17 protein-coding genes and 1 rRNA gene are annotated in these 20,009 nt (G+C 69.9%); 9 read left to right on the top strand and 9 right to left on the bottom strand.

The features are described 5' to 3' along the window. Nucleotides 1–38 precede the first annotated feature (38 nt). The 3 genes from pstA to pstS all read right to left on the bottom strand — a co-directional run bounded on the left by pstA (nucleotide 39) and on the right by pstS (nucleotide 3,343). Nucleotides 39–1,100, bottom strand: a complete 1,062-nt coding sequence (gene pstA / locus IO33_RS0136710) for a phosphate ABC transporter permease PstA (protein ID WP_031173262.1) — start codon at nucleotides 1,098–1,100, stop codon at nucleotides 39–41. After that, complete coding sequence (gene pstC / locus IO33_RS0136705) at nucleotides 1,097–2,104, bottom strand: phosphate ABC transporter permease subunit PstC (RefSeq protein WP_031173259.1); 1,008 nt, start codon at nucleotides 2,102–2,104, stop codon at nucleotides 1,097–1,099. Before pstC ends, pstA begins: the two co-directional genes overlap by 4 nt. Nucleotides 2,105–2,218: 114 nt before the next feature. Then, nucleotides 2,219–3,343 (bottom strand): phosphate ABC transporter substrate-binding protein PstS, encoded by a 1,125-nt coding sequence (gene pstS, locus IO33_RS0136700; protein WP_031173257.1) that lies wholly within the window; start codon nucleotides 3,341–3,343, stop codon nucleotides 2,219–2,221. A gap of 353 nt (nucleotides 3,344–3,696) precedes the next feature. Between pstS and IO33_RS0136695 the strand changes: the two genes are divergently transcribed. Continuing rightward, nucleotides 3,697–5,253 carry an FAD-binding oxidoreductase gene (locus tag IO33_RS0136695; RefSeq protein WP_031173255.1) on the top strand — a complete coding sequence of 519 codons (1,557 nt, stop codon included), beginning with the start codon at nucleotides 3,697–3,699 and terminating at the stop codon, nucleotides 5,251–5,253. Nucleotides 5,254–5,354: 101 nt separating this feature from the next. Here the strand turns inward: IO33_RS0136695 and IO33_RS0136690 are convergent, their stop codons facing one another. The 4 genes from IO33_RS0136690 to IO33_RS0136675 form a co-directional block, all read right to left on the bottom strand. Further along, entirely contained in the window at nucleotides 5,355–6,050 is a 696-nt protein-coding gene (locus IO33_RS0136690; protein ID WP_031173252.1) for a phosphatase PAP2 family protein, read from the bottom strand. Nucleotides 6,051–6,278: 228 nt separating this feature from the next. After that, on the bottom strand, nucleotides 6,279–7,286 hold the full coding sequence (locus IO33_RS0136685) for a C40 family peptidase (RefSeq protein ID WP_031173250.1): 1,008 nt from the start codon (nucleotides 7,284–7,286) through the stop codon (nucleotides 6,279–6,281). Nucleotides 7,287–7,428: 142 nt separating this feature from the next. Continuing rightward, complete coding sequence (locus IO33_RS0136680) at nucleotides 7,429–8,193, bottom strand: trypsin-like peptidase domain-containing protein (protein ID WP_031173247.1); 765 nt, start codon at nucleotides 8,191–8,193, stop codon at nucleotides 7,429–7,431. Nucleotides 8,194–8,323: 130 nt separating this feature from the next. Next, nucleotides 8,324–9,223, bottom strand: a complete 900-nt coding sequence (locus IO33_RS0136675) for an oxidoreductase (RefSeq protein ID WP_031173244.1) — start codon at nucleotides 9,221–9,223, stop codon at nucleotides 8,324–8,326. 63 nt (nucleotides 9,224–9,286) lie between these two features. On the opposite strand from IO33_RS0136675, the gene IO33_RS0136670 reads away from it, so the two are divergent. The 8 genes from IO33_RS0136670 to IO33_RS0136635 all read left to right on the top strand — a co-directional run bounded on the left by IO33_RS0136670 (nucleotide 9,287) and on the right by IO33_RS0136635 (nucleotide 19,177). Continuing rightward, nucleotides 9,287–9,901, top strand: coding sequence for a TetR/AcrR family transcriptional regulator (locus IO33_RS0136670; protein ID WP_209438984.1), 615 nt, complete (start codon nucleotides 9,287–9,289; stop codon nucleotides 9,899–9,901). 259 nt (nucleotides 9,902–10,160) lie between these two features. Beyond that, nucleotides 10,161–11,528, top strand: a complete 1,368-nt coding sequence (locus IO33_RS0136665; RefSeq protein ID WP_031173240.1) for a S53 family peptidase — start codon at nucleotides 10,161–10,163, stop codon at nucleotides 11,526–11,528. Nucleotides 11,529–12,020: 492 nt separating this feature from the next. Further along, nucleotides 12,021–12,329, top strand: coding sequence for a hypothetical protein (locus IO33_RS0136660; RefSeq protein ID WP_014673544.1), 309 nt, complete (start codon nucleotides 12,021–12,023; stop codon nucleotides 12,327–12,329). Between the two features lie 130 nt (nucleotides 12,330–12,459). Beyond that, a complete protein-coding gene (locus tag IO33_RS0136655; protein WP_031173237.1) occupies nucleotides 12,460–13,281 on the top strand; it encodes a DUF8175 domain-containg protein in 822 nt (273 codons plus the stop codon). Further along, nucleotides 13,271–14,614, top strand: coding sequence for a hypothetical protein (locus tag IO33_RS0136650; RefSeq protein WP_031173235.1), 1,344 nt, complete (start codon nucleotides 13,271–13,273; stop codon nucleotides 14,612–14,614). Before IO33_RS0136655 ends, IO33_RS0136650 begins: the two co-directional genes overlap by 11 nt. Beyond that, complete coding sequence (locus IO33_RS0136645; RefSeq protein ID WP_031173234.1) at nucleotides 14,611–16,170, top strand: SCO6880 family protein; 1,560 nt, start codon at nucleotides 14,611–14,613, stop codon at nucleotides 16,168–16,170. The genes IO33_RS0136650 and IO33_RS0136645 overlap by 4 nt, the downstream gene beginning before the upstream one ends. A 14-nt stretch (nucleotides 16,171–16,184) precedes the next feature. After that, nucleotides 16,185–17,597, top strand: a complete 1,413-nt coding sequence (locus IO33_RS0136640) for an ATP-binding protein (protein WP_031173232.1) — start codon at nucleotides 16,185–16,187, stop codon at nucleotides 17,595–17,597. A 17-nt stretch (nucleotides 17,598–17,614) separates the two neighbouring features. After that, nucleotides 17,615–19,177 (top strand): type IV secretory system conjugative DNA transfer family protein, encoded by a 1,563-nt coding sequence (locus IO33_RS0136635; protein ID WP_031173230.1) that lies wholly within the window; start codon nucleotides 17,615–17,617, stop codon nucleotides 19,175–19,177. Here the strand turns inward: IO33_RS0136635 and IO33_RS0136630 are convergent. Further along, the gene (locus tag IO33_RS0136630; RefSeq protein WP_209438983.1) at nucleotides 19,174–19,728 is read right to left on the bottom strand and encodes a GNAT family N-acetyltransferase; all 555 of its coding nucleotides are present in this window, start codon (nucleotides 19,726–19,728) and stop codon (nucleotides 19,174–19,176) included. The genes IO33_RS0136635 and IO33_RS0136630 overlap by 4 nt on opposite strands. After that, nucleotides 19,727–19,839: ribosomal RNA gene (gene rrf, locus IO33_RS0136625) — 5S ribosomal RNA — on the bottom strand. Before rrf ends, IO33_RS0136630 begins: the two co-directional genes overlap by 2 nt. Nucleotides 19,840–20,009 lie beyond the last annotated feature (170 nt).

Raw genomic sequence — 20,009 nt, 5'->3', positions numbered from 1 at the left:
CTGTGTGGCCCCGCCCGGCGGAGCCGGAGATAGTCGCCTCAGCGACCGGTCTTCGGGGCCTTCCAGCGGGCGATGCCGCGGGCCACCAGGTTCAGGATCATCACGAAGGCGATCAGCGTGAGGGACGCCGCCCACGCGCGGTCGTACGCCGCGTTGGCGCCCGCGCTCTGCGCGTACTGCTGGTAGATGTACAGCGGCAGCGACGCCTGCGCACCCTCGAACGGGTCGTTGTTGATGAACGGGTTGCCGAACACCAGCAGCAGCACCGGCGCGGTCTCGCCCGCGATACGGGCGATGGCCAGCATGACGCCGGTGGTGATACCGCCGATGGAGGTCGGCAGGACCACCTTCAGGATGGTCCGCCACTTCGGCACACCGAGCGCCAGCGAGGCCTCGCGCAGTTCGTTCGGGACGAGCTTGAGCATCTCCTCGGTGGAGCGCACGACCACCGGCATCATCAGGATGGCCAGGGCCAGCGAGCCGGCGAAGCCGAACGGCTGCATCTTGAAGATGAGCATCAGCGACAGGATGAACAGACCCGCGACGATCGACGGGATACCGGTCATCACGTCCACGAAGAACGTGACGGACTTGGCGAGCCTGCCCCGCCCGTACTCCACCAGGTAGATCGCGGTGAGGATGCCGACCGGCGCACCGATCACCGTGGCGAGACCGACCTGCTCCAGGCTGCCGATGATGGCGTGGTAGATGCCGCCGCCGGGCTCGGAGTCGGCGACGACCCCCATGGAGTGGGTGAGGAAGTAGACGTCGAGGACCTTCACACCGCGCGCGACGGTCACCCAGATCAGGGACACCAGCGGGACGAGAGCGACCAGGAAGGCGACCCAGACGAAAGAGGTGGCGACCCGGTCCTTGGCCTGACGGCGGCCCTCCACGCGGGCGGCGATGCCGTAGGTGCCGAGGACGAACAGGATCGCGGCGATCAGACCCCACTGGATCTTGCTGCTCAGTCCGCCGATCAGGCCGATGGCCACGGCCACGACGACCGAGCCGGCGGCGATGGCCCACGGGGACCACTTCGGGAGGCTGGCGCCGCGCAGCGAGCTGGGGCGCTTTTCGGTGACGGCTGCGGTGGTCATGCGTTGGCCCCCGAGTACTCCTTGCGGCGGGCGATGATCGCGCGGGCCGCGCCGTTGACCAGCAGGGTGATGACGAACAGGACGAGACCGGAGGCGATCAGCGCGTCACGGCCCTGCTCGGTGGCCTCACCGAACTTGCTGGCGATGTTCTGCGCGAAGGTGCCACCGCCCGGGTTCAGCAGGCTGAGGTGGATGACGTAGTCCGGGGAGAGCACGGTGGCGACGGCCATCGTCTCGCCGAGGGCGCGGCCGAGGCCGAGCATGGACGCGGAGATCACACCGGAGCGGCCGAAGGGCAGGACGGCCATGCGGACGACCTCCCAGCGGGTGGCGCCGAGGGCCAGCGCGGCCTCCTCGTGCATCCGCGGGACCTGCCGGAACACCTCACGGCTGACGTTGGTGATGATCGGCAGGATCATGATCGCCAGCAGGATGCCGACGGTGAGCATGGCGCGGGGTGCGCCCTCGTCCCAGGAGAACAGGCCGGTCCAGCCGAGGTAGTCGTTCAGCCAGGCGTACAGGCCCGTCATGTGCGGGACGAGGATCAGGGCGCCCCAGAGGCCGTAGACGATGGACGGCACGGCGGCGAGCAGGTCGATCACATAGGCGATGGGACCGCTCAGCCGGCGCGGGGCGTAGTGGGTGAGGAACAGCGCGATCGCGACGGCGACGGGAACCGCGATGACCATGGCGATGATCGAGGAGATGACCGTGCCGTAGGCCAGTACCGCGATGCCGAAGGTCGGCGGGGTGAGGTTGGTGTTCCACTCGAAGGTGGTCAGGAAGTTGCCGTGGTCCTTGCTGATCGCGAGGGAGGCGCGGTAGGTGAGGAAGACCGCGATCGCGGCCATGATCACCAGCAGCAGGATGCCGGAGCCCCGGGACAGGCCGAGGAAGATGCGGTCGCCGGGGCGGGACGCGCCGCGGGCGTTGCGCTTCTGCTCGGTCACCCTGGGCTGGGGCGTGGGGGGAGATGCGTCAGTTGTCTTGGTCGATATGTCCATCGGGTTCTCCGGTCTGCGGAGCCGGGCGCCCTCACGGGCGGCGGCTCATGGCGGCGGTGCACCGGACGGTGCGGCCCGGGCCCTGTCGGGCACGGGCCGCACTCTCGGATCAGGTCAGCTCAGGCCCTCGATGGTGGTGCGGACCTTGGCGATGATCTCGTCGGGGATCGGGGCGTAGTCGTTGCTCGACAGCACCTTCTGGCCGTCCTCGCTGGCGATGTAGCGGAGGAACGCCTTGGTGGCGGGCAGGGTGTCGGCCTTGTTGCCCTTGTCGCAGACGATCTCGTACGTCACCAGGGTGATCGGGTAGGCGTTCTCGGCCTTGGTGGCGTAGTCCAGCTTCAGCGACAGGTCCTTGCCGGTGCCGACGACCTTGGCGGCCGCGATGTCGGCGGTCGCGCTCTCCACGGACGGCTTGACCGGGGCCTTGGCGCCGGTGGCGATGGAGACGGTGTTGATGTCCTTGGCGTAGGACAGCTCGAAGTAGCCGATCGCGCCGGAGTTCTGCTTGACGCCCTGGGCCACACCGGCGGAGCCGGAGGCCGCCTGGCCGCCCTGCGCCTGCCAGGCCTTGCCGCCCGAGTACTTCCAGTTGGCCGGGGTGGTGGCGATCAGGTACTTGGTGAAGTTGTCCGTCGTACCGGAGTCCTCGGAACGGTGGAAGGCCTGGATCTTCAGGTCGGGCAGCTTCGCCGACGGGTTCAGCTTCTTGATCGCCGGGTCGTTCCAGTTCTTGATCTTGCTGTCGAAGATCTTGGCGATCGTCGGGGCGTCCAGGACCAGGTTGTCGACACCCGGGACGTTGTAACCGAGGGCGATCGGGCCGCCGACCATCGGCAGGTCGATGCCCTGGCCGCCGGAGCAGACCTTCTTGGAGGCGGTGACCTCTTCGGGCTTCAGCGCGGAGTCGGAACCGGCGAACGCGAGCTGGCCCTGGTTGAAGGAGGTGACACCGGCGCCGGAGCCGCCGCCCTTGTAGTTGATCTGCACGCCACAGGCCTGCGAGAACGCCTTGACCCACGCGTCGATCGCGTTCTTCTGCGCGGAGGAGCCGTCGGCCAGCAGCTGGCCCTTGGCGCCGTCGCACTTGGCCGAGGAGGCGTTGGCGGAGCCGGACGCGTTGCCCGACGCCTTGCCGCCGTTGTCGTCGGAGCCGCACGCCGTCAGGGCCAGGGCGCCGGTCACGGCGATCGCACCGAGCGAAAGGGCGCGCAGCCGGTTCTTGCGCTGAAGCTTCACTTTCGGGAGTTCCTTCCAGGAGCCGCCGCGGTCGGCGGCGTGCGAGGGAGTGAGATGCCCGAGCGCACAAACGACCGCGCTCCAGCACCGTGCACGGCCGAAATTAGGCAGAACAGGTGAAGCCGCCGATGGCCGGAAGTGAACGGGGGGTGAACCCCTGCCGTCGGCCCGGTGAGGTCACGGAATGCTTACGGGGAGAACACATGGAGGTTCCGACGATCGGGTTACGCGCACACGTATTCGATGCTCGGTTCCCTGTGCGCGAACTGTTACGAACCAATGTGCCCACAGGGTCGTCTCACCCCAGGGAAGGGCCAAGGAGGCCCGCGGAAAGGCGAGAGACGACGATGCACATGGAACGCCGTACGTTCATCGCGGGCGGCACGGCCGCGCTGGCCGCGACCGCACTGACCGGGTGCAGCTCGGGCTCGGGCAGGTCCACCACGTCGGCGAACACGGGCTCATCGTCCCTCACGTCCCTCAAGACCACCAGCGAGAACGCCGCCGCGAACTGGGCGGGCCTCGCGCGCGACCTGGACGGCCCCCTGATCCGGCCCGGCGACGCCACCTGGAAGACGGCCCACCAGCTGTACAACACCCGCTTCGACGGTCTGAAACCGGCCGCGGTGGCCTACGTGGCGCACACCGACGACATCCGTACGACCCTGGCCTACGCCCACGCGCACAACATACGGGTCTCCATACGCAACGGCGGCCACTCCTACGCGGGCTACTCCTCCGGCGACAACCGCCTCGTCCTCGACGTCTCCCGGCTGAACCGCATACGGGTCAGCGGCGGACAGGCGGTGGTCGGCGCCGGCTCCAAGCTGATCGACGTCTACCGGGCGCTCGCCGCGAAGGGCGTGACCATACCCGCGGGCTCCTGCCCCACCGTCGGCGTCTCCGGCCTGGTCCTCGGCGGCGGCCACGGCGTCGCCTCCCGCGCCTACGGCCTCACCTGCGACAGCCTCACCCAGGCGACGGTCATCACGGCCGACGGCACCCAGGTGACGGCGAACGCCTCCTCCCACTCCGACCTCTTCTGGGCGCTGCGCGGCGCGGGCAACGGCAACTTCGGCGTCGTCACCGAGCTGCAGTTCAAGACCCACGCGGCCCCGCAGGCGGTCACCGCGTACATGACCTGGCCCTGGGCCAAGGCCGCCGCCGTGCTGAAGGCCTGGCAGGAGTGGGGCCCGAGCCAGCCCGACGAGATCTGGTCCTCCCTGCACCTGGCGGCCACGCCGGGCGGGACCCCGACCATCTCCGTGGCCTGCTTCTCCCTCGGCACCTACGGCGAACTCCAGAACGCCGTGGACCGCCTGGCCCACGCGGCCGGCGCGAACGCCACGTCCGTCAGCCTGCGCCGCCGGGGCTACGAGGAGGCGATGGAGATCTACGCCGGCTGCTCCTCCTTCTCCACCGACGCCCAGTGCCATCTGCCCGGCTCGACCCCGGGCCGCTCGCCGCAGGGCAGGCTCGGCCGCGAGACGTACGCGGCCCGCTCGGACTTCTTCGACCGCTCGCTGTCCGCGGCGGGCATCCAGACGGTCCTCAGGCAGATCTCGTCCGTCCGGGGCGGCGCGGGCAGCATCGCGTTCACGGCCCTCGGCGGCGCGGTCAACCGTGTCTCGCCCACGGCGACGGCCTTCGTCCACCGCCGCTCCCGGATGCTGGCGCAGTACATCGCCTCCTGGGGAGCGGGGGCCTCGGGCGGTACGGCCCAATCGTGGCTGGCCTCGGCCCACCAGGCGATGGCGCCCTACGCCTCCGGGGCGGCGTACCAGAACTACACGGACCCGACGCTGGCGAACTGGAAGAAGGCGTACTACGGGGACGCGGTGACGCGGCTGGGGAAGGTGAAGAAGCAGTACGACCCCGCCCGGTTCTTCTCTTACGGGCAGGGCCTGTAGGACGGGGTCCGTGGGGGGCTCGGCGGGGCATCCGTGCGGTCCGTCGTGGCTGGTCGCGCAGGTCCCCGCGCCCCTTGCGGGGCGCCCGGCGGCGGCACCGGCTAGGCCGCCAGGTCCCGTTCCTCGGACTCGACCTCACGGCGGGCGCTGGGCACGACGGGGACCCCCCGCGCCGATCGCCCGCGCACGATCCACCCCACCCGCGGCGACCGCTCCACCGCCCGCATCAGCGGCGTGAGCAGCGCCATGGCCGGCGGCGACAGCAGCAGCGCGACCGCCGTACCGAGCGCGAAGCCGCCGACGACGTCCGTCGGGTAGTGCACGCCCATGTACACCCGGCAGAAGCCCTCCAGCAGCGCCAGCCCGATGCCGGCGAGGCCGAACCGCCGGTTGGCGACGAACAGCCCGACGCCCAGCGCCATGGTGATCGTCGCGTGGTCGCTGACGAAGGAGAAGTCGGTCTTGCCGGAGACGAGGACGTCCAGTCCCTGGTGTTGCACGAAGGGCCGGGGCCGCTCCACGAACCCGCGTATGGGCACGTTCACCATCACCGCGACACCGGCCGCGAGCGGCGCCCACACCAGCGCGGCGACGGAGGACGCGGCGTCCTCGCCACCCCGGCGCCGCACGGACCACCAGCACCACAACACCAGCAGCACCATGGCCACCAGCAGCCCGTACTCGCCCACGAACTCCATGACCCGGTCGAACCAGTGCGGCGCGTCCTTGGCCAGGCCATTGATGTCGTAGAGCAGGTCGACGTCGGGGTTCGATCCGGATTCGGCGAGTACAGCCATGGTGCTGCGGCCCCTTCGTCGTCTACCGGACGCACCTCGTGTGCGCCGCTCCTACCCCCGTGGTCCCGTAGATCCGCTTCCGCTGCACTGCCGCACTGACGTCCGCTCGGCTACGTCAACAGGAACGCACGACTCCCATCAATACGTTCCACTCTCCACTGAATGATCACGCAGACGTTATCGAAGAGAGACTCATCACCCCAGCTCAGGGGGCGGGTTCACGCTGGGTCACACCTTGGTGGGCAGTGCTTTCGCGCCATCTGCGGTGACCCGGGTGGCGCCGAAGTAGTCCCCGGTGTCGATGGGATCGAACCGGATGACGGCCCCGGTGCGCGGTGCGTCGATCATATAGCCGCCGCCGACGTAGATCCCCACGTGGTGAATGGCCCGCGAGTCGCCGAGGTCGGTGGAGAAGAACACCAGATCACCCGGCAGGAGCTGGTCCCTTGAGGGGTGCGGCCCGGCGTTGTACTGGTCGTTGGCCACGCGCGGCAGGCTGATCCCGACCCTCGCGTACGCCGCCTGGGTCAGCCCCGAGCAGTCGAAGCGGCCGCCCTGCTCGGCCCTGCCCTCGCCGCCCCACAGGTAGGGCGTGCCGAGCTTGCTCTGCGCGAAGGCGATGGCACCGGCGGCCTGCCGGGTGGGGTCGATCCGGGTCACGGGCGCGGCGAAGCTCTGCTCCAGGCTGCGGATCCGCTTGACGTAGTTCTGCGTCTCGCTGATGGCCGGGACCCCGCCGGCCCTTATGACCCGGTAGGCACCGGCGTTGTAGGCGGCGAGCATGTTGTCGGAGACGTCGCCCGGCACGCCCTTCACGTCCTTGGCGAGCTCGCAGTCGTACGAAGCGGCCGACGGGATCGCGTCGTCGGGGTCCCAGATGTCCCGCCTGCCGTCGCCGTTGCCGTCGATCCCGTGCGTGGCCCAGGTGCTCGGGATGAACTGGGCGATGCCGCGCGCGTCGGCGGGGCTGACGACGGTCGGATTCCAGCCACTCTCCTGGTACAGCTGGGCGGCGAGCAGCGCCGGGCTGAGCGCCGGGCACAGATTGCCCCACTGCTGCACGAGCGTCTTGTAGGCGGCCGGTACGGCGCCCTTGGCGAGCCCCCGGCTTCCCGAGGTGGCGCTGTTGAGGAGGTTCCCGGCGACGACGTAGACCCCGACGACGAGCAGCATGACGAAGCTCAGCCCGGCCCCCACGAGGGCACCACCGACGACCCACGCCTTACGCACCGTCAACCGCCCCTCGCCACCGGCAAGTCCACCGGCAGCAGTCTAAGAGCGGACCCGCCCCCGCACGAGAACCCCGGAGCGGCACACCACACCCGCGGCGGCCGCGCGCCGCTGACGGGGCATCACACTGTGAGCGGACGGCGGTGGCTCAGGAGCCGCCGACCGCGTCCCGGTACAGCTCGGCCGCCTCGCCGCCCAGCACCACGCTGTACGACACGTCGTCGGTCGAGCCGCCGTGTTCATGGCCGCCGAGCACCCCGACCACCTGTCCGTCGCCGTTGATCCAGGGGCTTCCGCTGGTGCCGTCGGCGAAGCCGGGGCAGTCGATGCGCTGCTGGGTGCGGCTGTGCGGGCGCGGCCTGTTGGTGCATCTGATGGGCGCCTCACGGGAGTTCGGGTAGCCGGCGAGGGTCACGGCGGTGGCGCCGGTGGCCGTCCCCGGCACGAACCGGTTCGCCCCGACGACGTCTTCGACCGCTCGGCCGTCCCGGTCGTCCACGGCGACGAACGCGAGGTCGCTGTCCTCGTCCTGGTCCTTGGCCCACCCGTCCGGAAGGAACCGCCTGCCCACCTTCCACACCCCGTACGGTGCCTGCCCGTCCCGGTAGCCCGGCACGAACACCAGGCCGTCGGTGCCGTCGACGCAGTGCGCGGCGGTGACGATGAGGTCGCGCCGCGGGCTGTGCACGACCGAGGCCGTGCAGAAGTGCCCGCCGGACAGGTGATCGGCCCGGTCCGCGCCGAACAGCGCGCCGACCCGCGCGGTGTGCCGGTTCGCCACGGCATCGCCGGTGACCCCGAAGGGCCCTGGTTCCTCGGCGGCCGCCACGGACGCGGAGGTCAGGGCGAGCATCACCACAGCTCCGAGCAACGCGGGACGCGAGGTGACCGTGATGCGTGAGATGCGCTTCATCAGTCCTCACTGTGTCCCACGAAGGTGAGATTCCGGCTCCGACTTCACTGAGATTTTCCTGTGAAACCTCGCCGAAGCGCCACCGCAGCGCGGCCGAATTCGTCGTCTCGGGGCAATGCGGCCAAAGACGTCAGCCCGTCTTCACCCCGAGACCCCACTCCACCCCGGTCAGCTCCTGCGACAGCGTCCACAGCCGTCGGGCCGCCTCCGGATCGCTGGCCGCCGTGCTGCGGCCGACCAGGGTGGGGGCGCCGCGCATCTCGCCGAGGCCGGCGGGGCCGACGTAGGCCGCCCCGGGCAGGTCCTGGCTCGCGGCGTAGAGGGTGGGCAGGGCACCGGCCTTGTCGGTCTGCGCGAACACCCTGTTGCCGACGGCCATGACGGCCCTGGCCAGCGGATTCGCGCTGTGGCTCTGGAGGTTGGTGGCCGCGTAGCCCGGATGGGCGGCGAGGGCGCGGACAGCGGACCCGGCCTCGGTCAGGCGGCGCTGGAGCTCCAGGGTGAACAGGAGGTTGGCCAGCTTGGACTGGGCGTAGGCGCGGACCGGGGTGTAGCGGCCGCGCAGATTGACGTCGGCGAAGTGGATCACACCGTCGCCGAAGCGGTGGGCGCCGGAGGAGACCGTCACCACCCGGTCGGTCAGGTACGGCAGCAGCAGGTTGGTCAGCGCGAAGTGCCCGAGGTGGTTCGTGCCGAACTGCATCTCGAAGCCCTGCCTGGTGCGCTGCTCCGGCAGCATCATCACGCCCGCGTTGTTGATCAGGAGGTCCAGCGGGCGGTCCCAGGCGTCCGCGAACTCCCGCACCGAGTCCAGGTCGGCCAGGTCCAGGCGGCGCACCTCGGTGCTGCCGCTCACCTTCGCCGCGGCGGCGCCGCCCCGCGCGAGGTCCCGTACGGCGAACACCACATGCGCTCCGGCCCCGGCCAGCGCCTCGGCGGTCGCGAGGCCGAGGCCGCTGTTGGCGCCGGTGATCACGGCCGTACGGCCGGTCTGGTCGGGCAGGCGGGTCACGTTCCATTTATCGGTCATGCCCCCCAAAGTAGGCACCGACAACAATGATGTCAACGACAACATCGAGTTACGATGGTCCGCATGCCGCGCATGTCCCCGTCACCGACGAACCGCCCCTATCACCACGGAGACCTGCGCGCCGCCCTGCTCAAGAGCGCCGAGCGCACCCTGCGCGAGAAGGGATCCGGCGCTCTCTCCCTGCGCGAGCTGGCCCGGGACGTCGGGGTGAGCCATGCGGCCCCCGGCCGGCACTTCAAGGACAAGCAGGCCCTCGTGGACGCCCTCGCGCTGGACGGATACGAGCGGCTGAACCGCGCCCTGGGCACTGCCGCCGGACAACCCGGGCTCAGCTTCGAGGGGCGGATGGCGGCCCTCGCGCGGGCGTACCTCGGCTTCGCCGTCGAGAACCCCGAACTGCTGGAGCTGATGTTCGCGCGCAAGCACGACCCCGACAGCTCCGCCCAGCTCGCCGCGGCCGTCGACGAGTCCCTCGGCTCCTTCACCCGGATGATCGCGGACGCCCAGGAGCGGGGCGAGATCGTCGCCGGCGACCCCGAGCGGATCACCATGATCGCCGCCGCGAGCCTGCACGGCCTCGCCGCCCTCATCGCCGCCTGCGCGCTCGACGCCGAGGACGCCATGAACGGCCTGGACGAACACGTCCACCTGCTGCTCCACGGCCTCACGCCCCGCTGACCCCGCCGCGCCGCGGCCGGCTCCACCGGCGAACCTGTGCACCGGGTCAAGTGGCGCCCAGCACAGCGCCAGCACACCGTCATTGATCAGTAAGCCCCCCACCGCCTCGGGTAACGCGGAAGTCAGAATTCCGAAAGCCTCTTGTTGTCGCGTACTCAACAAGCGATGGTCGACGCGGGCCGCCGCCCCCACCGGTCACCCACCCGGTGGAACCCCCACACCCGCAGGCCTCTGTCCACCACTTCCAGGAGGCTGTACCTTGCGTACCCCCACCCCCGACTCCCCCCGCATACGCGGCAGATGGACCCGGATGGGCTCGGCAGCCGCGGCCACCGCCGCGCTCGCCGTCGCCGGCCTCGGCACCGCGGCCACCGCCCACGCGGACACCGCCGCCGCAGACCCCGAGGTGAGCACCAAGGCGATCGCCGCCCAGGTCGCCAAGGCCCATGTGCGCTACGAGAAGGCGTGCGGCGCCACCCCGAAGAAGGGCTACGCCGCCTGCGACGCCCTGCGCGTCACCGGCGGCACCACCGCCTTCATGGAGAAGCAGGCGGCCCTGAAGGGCATCGCGCCGAAGACCGTCTCCCCGAAGGCCTCCTCCGACTCCCCGACGGGCTACGGCCCCTCGGACCTCCAGTCGGCCTACGGCCTCACCGACGCCGCCTCCTCGGCCGGCACGGGCGAGACCGTCGCCATCGTCGACGCCTACGACGACCCCAACGCCGAGTCCGACCTCGCGGCCTACCGCTCCCACTACGGCCTGCCGGACTGCACCACCGACAACGGCTGCTTCACGAAGGTCGGCCAGACCGGCTCCACCACCTCGCTCCCCTCCGCCGACAGCGGCTGGGCCGGTGAGGAGTCCCTCGACCTCGACATGGTCAGCGCGACCTGCCCGAAGTGCAACATCCTGCTGGTCGAGGCGAAGTCCGCGTCCGACGCCAACCTGGGCACCGCGGTGAACGAGGCCGTCAAGCTGGGCGCCAAGTTCGTCTCCAACAGCTACGGCGGCTCGGAGTCCTCCTCCGACACCTCCTACGACTCCAAGTACTACAACCACCCGGGCGTGGCCATCACCGCCAGCGCGGGCGACGAGGCCTACGGCGCCGAGTACCCGGCGGCCTCGAAGTACGTGACCGCCGTCGGCGGCACCGCCCTCAAGACCTCCTCCGACAGCCGCGGCTGGACCGAGAGCGTCTGGAAGACCAGCAGCACCGAGGGCACCGGCTCCGGCTGCTCCGCCTACGACGCCAAGCCCAGCTGGCAGACCGACACCGGCTGCGCCAAGCGCATGATCGCCGACGTGTCCGCAGTGGCCGACCCCGCCACCGGCGTCTCCGTCTACGACACCTACGGCTCCGACGGCACCGGCTGGAACACCTACGGCGGCACCAGCGCCTCCTCGCCGATCATCGCCTCGGTCTACGCCCTCGCCGGCACCCCGGGCAGCAGCGACTACCCGGCCCGGTACCCGTACAACGCGGCCGGCACCTCCGCCCTCAACGACGTCACCAGCGGCAGCAACGGCACGTGCTCGACGTCGTACTTCTGCACCGCCCGGTCCGGCTACGACGGCCCGACCGGCTGGGGCACCCCCGAGGGCACCGACGCCTTCGGCGCGAGCTGAGCACCGCCTGAACCACCCCGTCGGGTCACGGGGAGCCGCCAGGTGAGGGGGACGTGGGGTCCCCTCGGCGGCGCGGACAGGAGGACGGGTCACGGCAGCCGGCCGCGGCCCGTTTTCCCTGTCCGAGACCCGCGAACCACCCCGACCGCACGTCACAGGCCCCGGCGACCACCACCGCCGGGGCCTTGCCGGCTTCCGCTCCCCCGCCCGTGAGAACATCATCCCGGCGCCTCACCCGACCAGCCGTCAGAAACCGGCCCAGGTCGTAAAGGAGGACAACGACGGAACCACACGACAGGTTCCGGGGGCACCTCGTTGCCCGGCGTGACCTGCCGTGATACACAGAGTCACCATACGGGCTACACGTACGAAACCCACCAGCCAATGACGTCAAGTCGACATACGTTGGCGACGTTGTCGGCGACAATGAGGCCTGACCTCTGCACCCCGCAGGGGGCCAAGCGGAACTACCCACCAGGGGCGGTGACTTACATGCTCTTTGCGGCCGACAAGGGAGACATCAACACCATCATCGGCGGGATCGCTCCGGACTGGGGCCCCTTCGGCAGCCTGGGCAACGAGGCCAAGGTGATGATCGAGGTGGTGATGGCCGTCGCCATCCTCCTGTGCCTCGGCATCGCGGTCTGGGGCGCGGCGAAGCAACGTATCGGCGCCACGGCCCTGCGCGACACCTTCAGCGCCGAACAGGGCAAAGGCCTCATCATCGCCGGCCTGACCGGGGTCTTCATCATCGGCTCCCTCGGCACCCTGTTCACGATCGTGTACGGCATGGCGGTCTGACCCCGCCTTCCTCCTCCGGCTGAGGTTGCGTCTCCCTGATGTCCCTGACGACGAGTCACCACACCGCGCCCGCGCGGGAACCAGCACGGCTACCGTCATATCTCTACGAGGCGGAGAGGGCGTACGCGGCATGAACCCCGGAGACGAACAGACCTACGCCGACACCGGCCACACCAGAACCCGCCTCCCCGACAGCGACCCCTACGGCGGCGCCCCCCGCCGCACCCCCCCCCGCTCCTCCCCCCGAAGCCTGGTCACGGTGGTCGGCGTAGCAGTACTCCTCATCGCAGCCATCGCCTTCGCCAACAGAGGCGACGGTTCATCCTCCGACCGCTCGTCCGCGAAGAACGACAAGCCGACGACCGCTCCCACGGCGGCCAGCGGAACACGTCCCGTGGACACCAAGTCGTCCGGGGTTCCGACGGGATTCACCCAAACCCAGCAGGGAGCACAGTCGGCGGCCTCGAACTACGCCGTGGCACTTGGCTCAACTGACATGTTCAACAAGGACAGCCGCAACGCGCTCCTGCACCTCCTCTACACCCCCGAGGCGGCGACCCGACTCGGGGGCCCCATGAACCAGGCCTATTCCGCCGACTTCCTCGCCAAGATGGGCCTCGACACAGCGGGCAACCCACCCAAGGGCAGTACGTTCGTCTCCCGCGTGGTCCCGGTCGGCACGACGGTGCTGCAATACACGGACAACGACGCCAAGGTCGCAGTCTGGTACCTGGGGCTCATCGGCATGGCCGGCACCGCCTCGACCGACCCGGTCACCTCGTCCTGGAAGACGTGGACGTTCGACCTGCGGTGGTCCGACGGCGACTGGAAGATCGTCTCCGACACCCAGAGGGACGGCCCCGCACCGGTACCCGGCGACGACAAGGCCGCAACCTCCGACGAGATCAGCAAGGCCATCGAAGAGTACGGAGGGTTCACGTATGCCCGGTAACCCGCAACGTGCACTCAAGCTCGTCGGAGCCGTGACAGCCGTACAGACCACCGCCGTACTGCTGGCCACGCGCGCCTTCGCCGCGCCCTCGCCCACCCCTTCCGGCAGTCCGACCCCCTCACCGACAAAGAGCAGGTACAACTGCAACGTCATCTCCGGCGAAGCCAAGAAGTACTGCGAACGCGGCAACACCACCAGCGGATCCGGCGGTGCCAACGTCCCGGACACCTCAACCCTCGATCCCTTGTCCTCGCTGGCCAAGGGCTGCGCCGAGGCTGCCGCCTGGACGGTGGGCAAGCTCAGCAAGGCCGTGAAGGAGACCGCCAACGTCGACTTCACCAATCCCAAGTTCCTGCAGCAGTACGCCATCGTGTTCGCCGCCTCCACGATCCTCACCCTCGTGCTGTGGCTGCTCGCCGTAGCCAAGCGAGCCGTGCGCGGCGTCCCGCTCACCACCGCCATCTCCGAAGCCATCGGCTTCCTCTGGCTCACCGTCCTCGCCTCCGCCTTCACCCCCCTCATCCTGTACACCGTCGTCTCGGCGACAGACGGCGTCACCGACGTCCTCGCCAAGACCACCGGCGACCAGGCCGACACCTTCTTCGGCACCTTCTCCGGCGCCCTCAACAAGGGCACCGACATCGGCGGCGGCCCCATCATGCTGATCGTCGTCTCCCTGGTCAGCATCCTCGCCGCCGGCGTCCTCTGGCTGGAACTCGTCATCAGGGCCGCACTCCTCTACGTCGGCGCCCTCCTCGGCACCGTCGTCTACGCAGGCCTCGTCGACAAGAACCTCTGGGGCCACGTACGCCGCTGGGCGGGCATCATGATCGCGGTCATCCTGGTCAAACCCGTCATCGTCATCGTGCTCGGCCTCGCCGGCGCCCTCTCCTCCGGCAACGGCCCCGACGCCTTCTCCGCCGTGGTCTCCGGCCTCGCCATCATCCTGCTCGCCATCTTCGCCAGCGCGATGATCTACCGCTTCGTCCCCGGCTTCGGCGACGACATCGCGAACGGCCGCAACAACCGCATCATGCAGGGCGCCGAAAGCAAGGCCGCCGCCGTCATCAGCTCCCCCGCCTCCCTCGTCGCCCAGGGCATCAAGACCCACAGCACCCGCGCGGACAACAACGGAGCGGCCGCCGGCGCCTCCAGCAGCCCCCGCCCCGCCAACCCCGTCACCGGCGGCGTCGCCGCCCACAGCGGCCGTACCCCCACCGGGGGCGGCGGAGCAGTCCCCTCCGCCACGCCCGCGCCCCGCGCGCCCAGCCCGGTCAACACCCCGCACGCAGGCAACACCCGCAACAACCGCTCGGGAGGTGAAGGGCGTTGACGACCGAGTCCCACCTGTCCCATCCGATCACGCCCCGCCGTACGTATCTCATCGGCCGCGCCCGGCCGAACGCGATCATCGGCCGGAACCGCGAGTCCGGCGAGATCGTGCTGATCATCGCGGGCGCGTTCCTCGGCATGATGTGCGGCCTCGTCGTCCCGGTCCTGTCCCTGCGGATCGTGCTGCTCATGGGCTTCCCGCTGCTCGCGCTCGCCGCGGTCTACGTGCCCTACAAGCGCCGCACCTTCTACAAGTGGGTCGAGATCAACCGCAGCTACAAGCGAACCGTCAAGTCCGGCAACGCCGTGTACCGGTCCACCGCCATGGAGGCCGGCACCGCCCTCGACGGCCGCGAGGTCGAAGTCGGCCCACCGCCCGGCATCGGCCGCATCACCTGGCTCGCCGCCCCCTTCGGACCCGACGAGATCGCCGTACTCCTGCACGCCGACCGCAAGACCGTCACCGCCGCCATCGAGATCGAGGGCCCGGGCGTCGGCCTGCGCGACTCCGAGGACCAGGAAGCCCTCGTCGACCGCTTCGGCACACTCCTCAAGCACGTCGCCAACGGCGACGGATTCGTGACCCGGCTGCAGATGCTCGCCCGCACCCTGCCCGCCGACCCCGACGCCCACGCCAAGGACGTCAGCCTGCGCGGCGACGAGAAGGCCCCCGACTGGCTGGCCCGCTCGTACGACCAACTCCAGTCCATGGTCTCCACGAGCAGCGAACAGCACCGCGCCTACCTCGTCGCCTGCATGCACTACAACCGCGAACTGGCCGCCGAGGCCCAGGCCATGGCCCGCGCCGTCCGCACCCACGGCGGCAAGGTCGACCGCGACGCCGGCCTCGCCGTCGTCATGGCCCGCGAGCTGACCGACATCTGCTCACGCCTGCAGGAGGCCGACATCCGGGTACGACAGCCCCTCGGCCAGGGCCGGCTCGCCTCCCTCATCCACTCCATGTACGACCCGGACCACCCCATCGACCACATCCAGGCCATGACCCAGCGCAACGCCTGGCCAGCCGAACTGGACGCCATGGAGCCCACCTACCTCCAGGCCAAGACCCGCGAGTCCAACACCCGCGCCCCCTGGTGCCACGCCACCGCCTGGGTGAAGGAATGGCCGATGACCCCGGTCGGGGTCAACTTCCTCGCCCCCCTCCTCGTCCACACACCGGACGTCATCCGAACGGTCGCCGTCACGATGGATCTCGAACCCACCGAGGTAGCCATCGAACGCATGCTGACCGAGAAGACCAACGACGAGGCCGAGGCCTCCCGCGCCGCCAAGATGAACCGCACGGTGGACCCGCGGGACATCGCCGCCCACAACCGGCTCGACCAGAGAGGCGAAGACCTCGCTAGCGGTGCCGCCGGCGTCAACCTCGTCGGCTACATCACCGTCTCCGCCCGCTCCCCGGAATCCCTCAACCGCGACAAGCGGACCATAAGGGCATCCGCCGGAAAGTCGTACCTCAAGCTGGAGTGGTGCGACCGCGAGCACCACCGCGCCTTCGTGAACACACTTCCCTTCGCCACCGGCATCCGCAGGTAGGGGCTGATTCGCCGATGCGGGATCCGCTGTCCGTCCTCACCGACGCCTTCACCTCCTTCCTCTTCGGGAAGGTCGAGACGACCCGGCTGCCAGTGCGCACCTCCACAGGCCAGGCCCAGGCCGTCTACCTGCCCACGGCCGCACCCGGCCTCGGCGACTCCGGCGTCATCATCGGCCGCGAGGTGTACTCCGGAAAGGGCTACATCTACGACCCCTTCCAGCTGTACGGCCAACAGCTCCCGGCCCCGCACTGGCTCGTCCTCGGCGAGTCCGGCAACGGCAAGTCGGCCCTGGAGAAGACCTACGTCCTTCGCCAGCTGCGCTTCAAGGACCGCCAGGTCGTCGTCCTGGACGCCCAGGGCGAGGACGGCGTCGGCGAATGGAACCTCATCGCGCAGGAGCTGGGGATAACTCCCATCCGACTCGACCCCACGGCCGCACTGGACCACGGGATCCGCCTCAACCCCCTCGACCCCGCGATCACCACCACCGGACAGCTCGCGCTGCTCCGGACGATCATCGAGGTCGCGATGGGCCACGGCCTCGACGAACGCTCCGGCTTCGCCCTCAAGGTCGCCCACTCCTACGTCAACGAGACGATCGTCCACCGCCAGCCGGTCCTCACCGACATCGTCGAGCAGCTACGACACCCCGAGCCCGAGTCGGCCGAGGCGATGAACGTCGCCATAGACGACGTACGCGCCTGGGGACTCGACGTCGCCCTGGTCCTCGACCGCCTGGTCGACGGTGACCTGCGCGGCATGTTCGACGGCCCGACCACCGTCGGCATCGACCTGGACGCCCCGCTGATCGTCTTCGACCTCTCCCACATCGACCGCAACTCCATCGCCATGCCGATCCTCATGGCGATCGTCGGCGTATGGCTGGAGCACACCTGGATCCGCCCCGACCGGAAGAAGCGCATCTTCCTGGTCGAGGAGGCCTGGCACATCATCAACAGCCCCTTCGTGGCCCAGCTGTTCCAGCGCCTGCTGAAGTTCGGCCGCCGGCTCGGCCTGTCCTTCGTCGCCGTCGTCCACCACCTGTCCGACGTGGTCGACGGGGCCGCCGCCAAGGAAGCGGCGGCGATCCTGAAGATGGCGTCGACCAGGACGATCTACGCCCAGAAGGCGGACGAGGCACGGGCCACCGGCCGCGTGCTGGGTTTGCCGAGGTGGGCGGTGGAAATCATCCCCACACTGACGCCCGGCATCGCCGTATGGGACGTCAACGGCAATGTCCAGGTGGTCAAACACCTGGTCACAGAGACGGAACGCCCGCTGGTCTTCACCGACCGCGCGATGACCGAGTCCTCCAGCGACCTCCTGGCCGACGAAGCCCTGCGCGCCGCCGAGCTGGAGGCCGAACAGCGGGCGGCGGCCTTCGTGGAACAGCACCTCGGCGACTCCGAATCCACGGTGGCGTAGGAACAGAGGGAGGAACGGTGAGACCGGACGCGCGCGATCGCCGCGACGACCGCAGGGAAGGCCAGGGCGGCATCCCGGACGGCCTCCTGATCGGCATACTCGCGTTCCTCCTCGGCATGACCGTGCTGGTGTGGACGGCCACGGGCCTCGCCGCCCTCTTCGCCCACGGCGCCTGGCCGGACGGCGTCTCCTTCGCCCGCACCCCCCTGGCCATGCGTCACCTCATCGCCCAGCCCCACGACATCACCGGCGCCTGGCCGGACACCCCCACGTCCCAGCTGTCCGGCTGGGGACTGTTCTGGGGCCTGTTCATCGGCCAGCTGATGGTCCTCTTCGTCCTCACCCTGTTCGCGATAGGAGCGGTGGCACGATGGCGCGCCGGAAGGGCCCGGCGCACCGCGACCGCCAAGACCAACACCACGACCACGACCACGACCACGACGACCCAACCGGCGCCGCCCACCCAGACACTTCCCACCGAGGCCCCGCCCGCAGAGACCCTGCCCGTCGCAACCGCGCCCATCGAGGCCGCGCCCGTCGAGCAGCGGTACGAGGTACCACCACCGCGCACCGAGCCGACACCCACGCCGACGGTGCCCCGCCAGCAGACGCCGCCTCCCGGCACCCTCCCCGGTGAGGGAGAACGGGCGGGCGGATGGGAACGAGTGGTCGTGGCACCCCTGGAAAGCCGGCAACCGGTCGCGGCCCAGGCCGTACGCGACGCCGAGGGCCCCGCCCTCGTCGTCACCTCGAACCCCGCCCTCTGGTCGGACACGAAGGACGCCCGAGCCAAACTGGGCCCCACCCTCCTCTACGACCCCAGCCACCTCTGTGACAGCCCGGCCCGACTCCACTGGTCCCCCACGGCGGGCTGCGAGGACAAGCAGACGGCGCTGCAGCGAGCGACCGCACTGCTCGCTCCCGTCCAGCCCATGGCGAAGATCGACCAGACCATGGCGGACACGGCGACCACCCTCCTGCGCAGCTACCTCCACGCCGCCGCCCTGGAGAACCGCACCATCCGCCACGTGCACCGCTGGTCCCAGGGCACACAGATCCAGGACGCCGTGCGCACCCTGCGCACCCACCCCAAGGCCGCCCCCGGCGCCGCCGGCGAACTGGAGTCCGCGCTCACCGCGCACCCCGAACGCCGGGACATCGCCCAGGAACTGACCAGCCGTGCCCTGTCCGCACTGTTCACCGTGAACATCCGCGAGGCCTGCACCCCAAACCGAACTGATGCCCTCACCTTGGATTCCTTCGTCCACGAAGGGGGCACGCTTTATGTGGTGGGGGAATCCATCGAGGACCCCAGGACAAATCCCGGCGCCATGCCCCTCCTGACGGCCCTCGTCTCGAGCGTGGTCGAGCGCGGCCGGCGCATGGCCGAACGGTCATCCTCCGGTCGGCTCGACCCACCACTCACCCTGGTCCTGGACGACGTCGCGGCGGTGGCCCCGCTCCCCCAGCTTCCGGACCTGCTCGCCACCGGCCACGACCAGGGGCTGCCGACCCTCGCCCTGCTCCGCTCCCGCGAACAGGCCCGCTCCCGCTGGCCGCACCAGGAACTACCGGTCTAGGGACGCCACTCCAGCACGAACTCCAGCTCGTTCTGCGCGCCGTCCTTCACGAACGGCACGATCACCCCGCTCGGCACGAACCCCGCCTTGCGGTAGGCGCCCTGGGCCCGGGCGTTGTCCTCGTGCACCAGAAGTCGTACGCGCTCGGCGCCGCGCTCCCGCGCCCATCCCACTCCCGCGTCGAACAGGGCCTTGATCAGCCCGTTCCCACGGTGCTCGGGCCGGACGTACACGCCGACGACATGCCCCTGCCGGCGCTCGACGGCCAACCCCGCCCAGTCCTTCGTCCCGGCCTCCTCGATGAGCACGGTCAGCGAGCCCGCCCAGGCCCCGTCGGACGCCTCGGCGATGAACTGCCGGGCCGCCGTGGAACCCGCGCCGGATCCGACCGCCCGGTCCTGCCAGAAGGTGTCCGCCCGGGCCGCGGCCTCCTCGTACGTCTCCAGAAAGGCAAGGTGAGCGTCCGGGTCCCGCAGCGCGTCCAACCGCAGCTGCTTCACCTCGGCCCACTCGTCGGGGTCTATGGACCGGATGTCGTAGTCATAGCGCATGCGGCCGAGCATAACCCACAGGGTCCCCCCTGCAGTACCATCGGCGCTGTGAGGCTTAGCTTCCGGGTTCGGAATGTAACCGGGCGTTTCCCTCACGCTATGACCACCGAAACACTATGAAACTGTCGAACCTTGCCGCACCACGCTCTGTGAAACGTGGGGCCGTTCGTGGTTTCAGAACCAACACAGTGGACGCGAGCAACTGAGGACAAGCCCTCGGCCTATTAGTACCGGTCACCTCCACCAGTTACCTGGCTTCCAGATCCGGCCTATCAACCCAG

It is taken from the genome of Streptomyces durhamensis (genome assembly GCF_000725475.1).
GTDB classification, from domain to species: domain Bacteria; phylum Actinomycetota; class Actinomycetes; order Streptomycetales; family Streptomycetaceae; genus Streptomyces; species Streptomyces filipinensis.
Note: the sequence above shows the minus strand (reverse complement) of the source record. Positions and strands in the feature narration are given on the sequence as shown.

What these genes read in the sequence shown, in the direction of transcription:
- pstA (WP_031173262.1), bottom strand. Translation starts at nt 1,100, where the DNA reads ATGACCACCGCAGCCGTCACCGAAAAGCGCCCCAGCTCGCTGCGCGGC.
- pstC (WP_031173259.1), bottom strand. Translation starts at nt 2,104, where the DNA reads ATGGACATATCGACCAAGACAACTGACGCATCTCCCCCCACGCCCCAG.
- IO33_RS0136695 (WP_031173255.1), top strand. Translation starts at nt 3,697, where the DNA reads ATGGAACGCCGTACGTTCATCGCGGGCGGCACGGCCGCGCTGGCCGCG.
- IO33_RS0136690 (WP_031173252.1), bottom strand. Translation starts at nt 6,050, where the DNA reads ATGGCTGTACTCGCCGAATCCGGATCGAACCCCGACGTCGACCTGCTC.
- IO33_RS0136680 (WP_031173247.1), bottom strand. Translation starts at nt 8,193, where the DNA reads ATGAAGCGCATCTCACGCATCACGGTCACCTCGCGTCCCGCGTTGCTC.
- IO33_RS0136675 (WP_031173244.1), bottom strand. Translation starts at nt 9,223, where the DNA reads ATGACCGATAAATGGAACGTGACCCGCCTGCCCGACCAGACCGGCCGT.
- IO33_RS0136670 (WP_209438984.1), top strand. Translation starts at nt 9,287, where the DNA reads ATGCCGCGCATGTCCCCGTCACCGACGAACCGCCCCTATCACCACGGA.
- IO33_RS0136660 (WP_014673544.1), top strand. Translation starts at nt 12,021, where the DNA reads ATGCTCTTTGCGGCCGACAAGGGAGACATCAACACCATCATCGGCGGG.
- IO33_RS0136655 (WP_031173237.1), top strand. Translation starts at nt 12,460, where the DNA reads ATGAACCCCGGAGACGAACAGACCTACGCCGACACCGGCCACACCAGA.
- IO33_RS0136650 (WP_031173235.1), top strand. Translation starts at nt 13,271, where the DNA reads ATGCCCGGTAACCCGCAACGTGCACTCAAGCTCGTCGGAGCCGTGACA.
- IO33_RS0136640 (WP_031173232.1), top strand. Translation starts at nt 16,185, where the DNA reads ATGCGGGATCCGCTGTCCGTCCTCACCGACGCCTTCACCTCCTTCCTC.
- IO33_RS0136630 (WP_209438983.1), bottom strand. Translation starts at nt 19,728, where the DNA reads ATGCGCTATGACTACGACATCCGGTCCATAGACCCCGACGAGTGGGCC.